Raw genomic sequence first — 7,593 nt, forward strand, 5'->3', positions numbered from 1 at the left:
TTCAGAATAATCTTGCGAAACAACTTTTACAGCTTCAGCTTTTATCTGAGACCATTCGAAGACCTCAGCAAGATAGTCCTGCATTTCTTTTTCAACCAGTTTAAAAACAGGAGTTTTCGCAACTATTTTCTGATATTCCTTATCTCCAAGATTTCCCCAATCTTTCTCAATATTGATGAGAGATAGTAGATATTCTACTTTTTCAGGAGAAGGTTTTGTGGCAAATACAGAAATAGAAAAACAGAGGGCTAGGATAATCTTCATACGAAGATTATCCTATAAAATTTATTCTTTCACAAATCTTTGAATAATATCTTGGGTACGACTCTCTGGAATAAGTTCGATATTCTTATTAACATCAATTAGGAATGAGTATCTCTTTCCACCGGCAAATTCGTAAACTTCCAGATGAGAATCTTCTCCCCTATATGACATTTTTGTCTTCGCTGTTTGTTGAGAACTGACAAGCTTTTGAAACTCTCCTAAAGACTTTCTTGCACTATCAGATAGGGCCTCAACCTTCTTAACTTCCCATGGGAATTTGACATCTGTATCAATATCAACGTCATCTCTTTCAGCAAGTTTCAACATATCCATCATGCTTAACTGAGGTGCTTCTTTTTGTGCTGGTTCTTCTACTTTTGGGGCTACAACTTGGTTTGTTCCCTCAGCATTAGCTTCACTCTTTGCTGCTGCACCATGAGAGGCATTCAACTCAGATGGCGCACTATAAGAAGCATAATCAGATGTACCAAGTCCTCCTGCAGCGACTGCAAAACCACTTCCAGAACTAGAAGCAGGTGCGCGATTTCCAACAGATGAATTGCTTGAGCGCGAAGATGTTCCAGCACTTCGACTTCCCTGTTGCACAGGAGCAACAGTTGGAGCAGATTTTCTCTGAGCTTGTGTCGTAATTTCAGAGAGATCATCACTCTTAAGTTCAGCAATAAGCTTATCAAGATTTTGTTTCTTTGATTTCAATTGTTCCAACTGGCTTGTCGCTAACGGATTTACTATTGAGCTTCCCCTTGAATCAGAGCCCCCATCCATTGATGCTAGTCTATCTTTTGCCGCTTGAATCTCGGCCTGTCTCTTATTAAAGGCAGCATTGGCCTGTGATGCAGACATTCCTGGATTCATACTTTGTAATCTATTTACGATATCCCCTCTGTTTTCCTCAGAATAAACTTCAGAAAGGGCCTCAGCTTTTTGTGACATCTCCTCATAAGAAGTTCCTGTTCCAACATTTAAAGCTTTAGAAATATCCTCGCTAATTCCAGACTCTGAACCTTGATTTCCAGCTCCATTTCCAGTTGATCCATTCGCACCATTTGCACCAATAGCGCCAAATGGGATATCACCTTTTCCTGAACCAGCACCTCTTAAACCAGAGGTTGTATCGTCAAGGCGGAAACCACCAAATCCTTCATCTTCATCATCATTAGAATCATAATCACTTTCGCTACCAAGAACCTTACTTCCAACATCAACAATAGCAAGAGCACCGAGGGCCTTTACCCCTGCGCTAGATCCATCTTCATTTTCCTTATTATGATGATTACCACCTTGTCCAGAAGAGTGATCCGTAGAGTTTTGATGATTCTTTCTATGCTCCTGATTAGTCGCAATTTGAACAGGGTCTTCTCTTTTTGGAGTAGTCCTTTCAACGCGTCCTCTATAATCGGGATCTCCTCGACGAGCCGATGGGTATCTATCAGTAGAATTTGATGTCGATCTGCCTACTGATGAACGAGTTGTAGAAGAAGATGAAGATGTAGGTTTATATCTTCTATGTAATCTATTTGCGACCGCACCTTTAGTCGATGCCTTTTTAACAGCATGACGGTCCCTCTTTTTAAGAACTTCAGAAACTCGTGTTGATGTCTTCGCTCTTTGGGCAACTTTTAAACCTAAGTCTGCGCGTTTTTTGACTTTTCCTTTTGCAACTTTTGAAAGAACCTTATTAGAGAGATTCACTCCCATTTGTGATGCACGATTTGTAATACTTAAAGGGTCTGTCACAACATCTGCTACTTTCGTCGCCATTTCAACAACGCGACTATTTTCATACATCTCAATCATCTTGCTAACATTATCTTTTAACTTAGCAACACCATCGACTCCAAGCTTTCCAAGTCCAACCGCCTTAGCCGCCACAGCAGCAACTTTTTGACCAGCGGCCGTATTCTTAATTTTACCTGCCCCCTTAAGAGGATTCTTTACAGCAGGAGCAACAACCTTAATCTTAGTCGCAGCGTTTTGAGCTGCAATTCTCATGGCAGATGATCCAACCTTAGCCGTGATACCTGCAATATTTCCAGCACCAGCAGTGAGGACCATCATTCCAAACTCAGAAGTCAGGGCTCCAATTGCCGCACACGTTGCATTCATTTTAGAATCGCAGTCAATACAATCCATACTTTCGAGAGGGACCTTACACTTAGAAAAGTGAGCTGTCCCCTCCCACTCTTGGCAAAATACAGTTTCTGTAATCCAAACATTAACTGAGTTCTTAATATTTCCCATGAAGTCGCTAAACCACTTAGCAGGATTGTCTAAGAAACCTTCAACGTCTTCAGCCTTTTGAACAGCAGAAGCGTGAAGGGCATCTGATTTTTGATCGAACCAGCCAGTGATTCCACCCCATAATGATGAAGCACCAGTTTTAACGAGGTCCCATACAGAAGTTAGAGTTGTCATCAAACTTCCCATGAAACTCGTCACAAGCTCCTCAACACAATTTGATTTAGATGAATTCAAACATTCTGGTCCATAGTTATTTCTCTTAACACTACTCTTTGCAAAGTCTTGAAAAGAATCAGAGATAAAATCAGGAAGATTGTCTGTCACTTCCAACATAGAACGGTACATATTACAGCTCCATGCCTTCCCACATGTTTTCTCTGCATCCAATTTCTCTTGGTTTGAACACTTTACTTTTTCAGTAACATCTCCAACAACTGAAGCAAGATCTCTGACAGGGTCTTCTGAATCAACATCTGTACAATCACCCTTCGTATTTAATTCATCTCTAAGATAATTATCCTCATAGAGAACAATTTCATTTTGAAAGAATTTTGCCTGATTTAAGCAACTCGTGAAGTTTTGATCTATATATGCGTACTCTCTTATATTTCCCGACTCATCGAAACAATTCTTCTGAAAAAGTTCAAGTTCTCTCTCAAGAGATTCCGGTGCCATCTGAGCAAACCCCAGAGAACTTAAAAACACAAAACTCAATAAAATCTTATACATAAACAATTTAACCTTTGGGTAAACCAAACATTTTTCTTAAGATATTCTTCGAAAAATTGATCCAAATACTTTAATATTTATTCGATTATACCGAGTGTTTTTGTGTAGAAAAAACGCGGTTATACTATAGACAATAACCCCTATTTAACAACTAAAGGAAAGATGTTGAATTTAAAACAAGTAAACACCAGAATCTCACTAGTTATCCTTGCTTCTGTTGTTGCACAACAAGTTTATGGAAATCTTAAAAATTTCTCTGTAAACAATGAAAATTTAAAAATAGCTACACCAAAAAATTGGCAAGTGGCCAAGGGCTTCCTAAGTTCTGCATATACTTTCTTCGGTCCTTATAAGGATGGAAGGCGCCCAGTTGTTTCATTAAATGAAACAAAGCTAGGTGACTATAATTTCAATCCAAAAGAACTTGAAAAAACTCAGAATGAGTATCGTGAAGGACGACTGAAATGGCTGAAAAGAAACAAAGGTGGTCTTCTTCACTTCATCCCATACAAGAATATCAAGTGGCCTCACATTGGGGAAGTACATTCAATTGGTTACAATTACACCCTCTTAGGTCAGCAATTTGAGGAGAGAACTTACTTCTTTAAATGCAAGAAGAAGGTCTTTAATTATTCAGTTCTTATGACTTTAAAACAAAAGAAGAATCACAATCAAACGATTCTCGATCTCATGAAATCAACTAAGTGTGAATAGTACTTAGACCCTATTATAATTACCCAAAGGTCGCTATTTTATTGAAAGCGACCTAGATTTCAAGCATAGTCCACCTATGCGATCACTATTTTTATTATTTACATTCTTACTCTACTCAACATCTGTACTGGCTGCACTTGATAAAGTCGTCGTCTATAAGATGAAGCGTAAAATGCACTTAATTGAAAATGGCGAAATTATAAAGTCTTATCCGGTTATGCTTGGTCAGTCTTATGGAAAGAAAAGAAGACAGGGAGATAATAAAACCCCAGAGGGTCGCTATGTGATTGATTGGCATAATCCAAATAGTCGCTTCTATCTCTCGCTCCACATCAACTACCCTAATCAGCAAGATCGTGAGTATGCTCGAGAAAAAGGGATCGCGGACCCAGGAGATAATATCTTTATTCATGGAGTTCCAAAGAAGGTCTTCAATCTCACAGATCCAGAAAGAATTTATCAATTTCTCAAACTGGAGAACTGGACGAATGGTTGTATTGCTCTTTCAAATAAAGACATGAAGGAAGTATATGACTTAATACCTGACGGGACTGTTTTGGAAATTTTTCCATAACGCCTCATGCCTACCAATTAATTTTCAACAACCTATAATTCTCCCATGGCCGGAGATAAAAAACTTCTTATTATAGATTCAAAAGCTTCACGACGAGATACCCTAGCCTCTAGATTTAGGCTTCAAGGTTTTTATGTTGAGCTTTCAAATAGTGGATTCCACTCACTCTCTCAAATTGAAAAATACGATTTTGATTCTGTCGTCATTCAAGGGAACCTCTTTGATATGTCAGCGATCGAGTTAATTGGACTCATGAGAGGAGTATTTAGAAAGGATGAGCTACAAATTATCTATGTTGATAAGAAAGCATCTCAAGAAGAAATTCTAGAACTCTATAAACTTGGTATAAATGAGTTCATCGTCTACAGCGAGAAAATATTTGGGTCATTACTGGATAAAATCGAGCCTTTTAAACCAAGAAAAGACCGTAGTCCAAGAAGTATTATGAATCCAGAGCCAGAGGATTCTACTCAATGAGAGAGTTTCATAAGTTAATTGAGGTTATTGGAGACTTTAATGAGCTCTCCTACTGGCACAACTTTAGAGATCAGATTATTCTCAATAACTCTCTACATCCCTTTAAATTACAAAGTAACTTCTTTGACCTTCGTCAAGAGAATATAGACTCTTGTGAAGGACAAGTTAGAATAGAGGTCATAGAGAGCTCTCACAGGGCCTCAAAATCAAAATCATTAACTCTTATCGCTCCGTTAGTTGAATTGGAGTTAGACGAGAGTGAGCTTATTATAAGAGCTAAAGCTGATACAAAAGAAGCCATCTCAAATGCATGGTTAGAAGTATTACAGAAACTCAGCAACTTAGACGAAGCCTCTCAAAGCTTTGTCCAAAAACTTGCAAAAGCACTCCAAGACTCATGTGAGATTGATGAAATACTAAACAGTCTTGAATCTGAGTAAATCTAAAATTTATACATTTTCTGATAAAAAATACACAGGCCGTCTATTTCTTAGACAATATTGGCCACTTTTATAGACATTTCCCCCCTAATTCTTGGCATTGAAATTGCTTTATATATTGCATAGCAATTCTTGGGAGGAATTATGAAGACTAGAAAACTAGCAGTGGCACTCTTTAGCTGTGCCCTACTTTCAACGGCCTACGTTTCTAACGAAATGGGGAAAATGGCCCAAACAAAACCACTTATTGAACGCTCTATTGCCTCAGAAGCAAAAGGAGCCATTAATCCAGCAGGCGATCCTGTTGTTGAAAAACCTTTCTATATTGTTTGGAAAGAAAAGGCTGCTGACTTTGGAGACAAAGTTTCAGAAGTTTGGAACGGTATTGATCTAATAGACTTTGATGTCACACTTAGACCAAGTGTTCTAAAAGAAAAAGTTGATACTATTGCCGCAGAATATGAAGTTCTAAAGAAAGATCGCAATAATATTGAAGAACAACTAAAACAAGAAAAGAAGAAATCAAAAGATTTAAAAGAAGAACTAGATCTTACTAATGAACATACAAGTAAGATGGTTAATGGTCTTCTTGATGATCTCGATGCTCAAAAAGAATCTTATGAGCAAGATATTGAAGTTCTAAAAGAAAATCAAATAAATTGGCCAAGGCACTAGAAGTCCAAAATGGAAAAGTCGCAGAACTTGAAATGGCACTCGCTCAGTTTGACGATATTACGACTAAGCTTAAAGAGCTAAGAGATCGTATTGCACAACTTGAGTCTGAAAATAAAGAACTTAAAGATGAGAATCAAAGACTCACTTGTCTACTTGAGAAACAATCTGATCTTGAAGAGCAAGTCAAAGAACTCACTGCAGATAAAGCAGAGATACTTGCAAAGCTAGAAGAACAACTCAAAAAAGAAGATGGTGAAGAAGTTGTTGCAGCTTCTGAAGAAAAGAAAGAAGAGTCTAACGAAGAAGTAACTGAAAAACAGAAAGAAGAAAAACAATCTGAAGTCGTCGCAGAATCCAAGCCTGAGAAGAAAGCCTCTGACGAGAGCGATGATGAAGACGATGATAGAAGAACGAAAAAGAAGAATAAGAAAGAAAAGAAAGTCGACTAAAAAAGATTCAGATGATGAATCATATGAAGATAAGCTTCTAGGTGTCGTCACGGCCTACCTACAACAACAAGCTGAGATTCAACAGAGAAATCAGTTCTATCAATTCCAAATGTCACAAGCAGGACGTCGCGATCAGATGTCACTCATGAACGACATGGTGGGATTTGAAGGTGGAAATAGCTTCTTGAACTCACAGCTCATGATGATGAAAGATATCGAAATGATGAGAATGAGAAGCCGCATGATGGACAGATACCGTCTCGAGTCTGGAGGATTCTTTGGTAATGACTATGGTTTTGATAATTATAGATCAAATAGAAACGACTCTACTTTGGATTAAACACTGGAAGAAATATGAGTTTTCACGATCAATATATTAAGAATCAGCCAATGAGATACAATCAGGCCGATGCTTTCCCACTAAGTCACTTTAACTCTGAAAGAGCTTATGACTTTAGACAGAATGTTTCTCCAAATTTTGCAGAGACACAATCATGGGAGCCTAGCTCAGTAAGTTTTAACTAATACCCCTTCCCCTTGAATATGCTATTATCGGCCGCAACCACCTCCCCCTAATGGTTGCGGCCTTTTTTTATCTGACTAATCTGCACAGGCAAAAAACTTCCACTTTTTTACTTAATTTTTTTTATTTTTTATACGAAGAGATTTATGAACATTCTCTAGGCAAGGAAGTTTTAGAGTAAACCAGGAAAGGAAACCACGACTTAAGGTGGAGTGGAAAAGTGAAAATGACTTCTTTAGGAACAACAAAGAAAACAAGTAAAATTATCAAGAAATGTCACGTTTGTGGGCACCTTATGGAATCACATTCAGAAATAGAAAAGTGTGGAAGTTGTAATAAGCCATTTCTTCCAATGAATTACTTTGGAAAGGTTCACGCTAAAAATAGTGAAGAATTTAAGCAGCTCTTTTCTAAAGCATCGGAATTACACGAAGAAGATATGATAAAAGGTCTTACAGTTATCTGGTAAAACCCTTATAGCGACAG

Annotated in this window: 11 protein-coding genes; 9 read left to right on the forward strand and 2 right to left on the reverse strand. The window is 37.9% G+C overall.

Annotated elements, in window-relative coordinates; translation table 11 throughout:
- Positions 1-264 (reverse strand): hypothetical protein (locus M901_RS01465; protein WP_021276390.1); only part of this gene is annotated, 264 nt, incomplete at its 3' end.
- 21 nt (positions 265-285) lie between these two features.
- Positions 286-3,201 (reverse strand): hypothetical protein, encoded by a 2,916-nt coding sequence (locus M901_RS01470; protein ID WP_034719469.1) that lies wholly within the window; start codon positions 3,199-3,201, stop codon positions 286-288.
- A gap of 219 nt (positions 3,202-3,420) precedes the next feature.
- Here M901_RS01470 and M901_RS01475 point away from each other — a divergent pair, with 219 nt between their 5' ends.
- From M901_RS01475 to M901_RS01510, 9 genes are all read left to right on the forward strand, one after another.
- Positions 3,421-3,969: a hypothetical protein gene (locus M901_RS01475; protein ID WP_034719472.1), complete on the forward strand. Its 549-nt coding sequence runs from the start codon at positions 3,421-3,423 to the stop codon at positions 3,967-3,969.
- Between the two features lie 76 nt (positions 3,970-4,045).
- Positions 4,046-4,543, forward strand: a complete 498-nt coding sequence (locus M901_RS01480) for a murein L,D-transpeptidase family protein (protein ID WP_021276386.1) — start codon at positions 4,046-4,048, stop codon at positions 4,541-4,543.
- A 45-nt stretch (positions 4,544-4,588) separates the two neighbouring features.
- Positions 4,589-5,020: a response regulator gene (locus M901_RS01485; RefSeq protein WP_021276387.1), complete on the forward strand. Its 432-nt coding sequence runs from the start codon at positions 4,589-4,591 to the stop codon at positions 5,018-5,020.
- On the forward strand, positions 5,017-5,460 hold the full coding sequence (locus M901_RS01490; RefSeq protein WP_021276384.1) for a hypothetical protein: 444 nt from the start codon (positions 5,017-5,019) through the stop codon (positions 5,458-5,460). The genes M901_RS01485 and M901_RS01490 overlap by 4 nt, the downstream gene beginning before the upstream one ends.
- A gap of 144 nt (positions 5,461-5,604) precedes the next feature.
- Positions 5,605-6,135 (forward strand): hypothetical protein, encoded by a 531-nt coding sequence (locus M901_RS01495; RefSeq protein WP_021276385.1) that lies wholly within the window; start codon positions 5,605-5,607, stop codon positions 6,133-6,135.
- Entirely contained in the window at positions 6,120-6,584 is a 465-nt protein-coding gene (locus M901_RS01500) for a hypothetical protein (RefSeq protein ID WP_021276391.1), read from the forward strand. The genes M901_RS01495 and M901_RS01500 overlap by 16 nt, the downstream gene beginning before the upstream one ends.
- Positions 6,526-6,924: a hypothetical protein gene (locus M901_RS01505; protein WP_034719476.1), complete on the forward strand. Its 399-nt coding sequence runs from the start codon at positions 6,526-6,528 to the stop codon at positions 6,922-6,924. The genes M901_RS01500 and M901_RS01505 overlap by 59 nt, the downstream gene beginning before the upstream one ends.
- A gap of 14 nt (positions 6,925-6,938) precedes the next feature.
- Complete coding sequence (locus tag M901_RS17345; protein WP_021276383.1) at positions 6,939-7,109, forward strand: hypothetical protein; 171 nt, start codon at positions 6,939-6,941, stop codon at positions 7,107-7,109.
- Between the two features lie 218 nt (positions 7,110-7,327).
- Complete coding sequence (locus M901_RS01510) at positions 7,328-7,576, forward strand: hypothetical protein (RefSeq protein ID WP_021276392.1); 249 nt, start codon at positions 7,328-7,330, stop codon at positions 7,574-7,576.
- The last annotated feature ends 17 nt before the right edge of the window (positions 7,577-7,593 follow it).

This window comes from Bacteriovorax sp. DB6_IX (genome assembly GCF_000447775.1).
In the GTDB taxonomy this organism is placed as follows: Bacteria; Bdellovibrionota; Bacteriovoracia; order Bacteriovoracales; family Bacteriovoracaceae; genus Halobacteriovorax_A.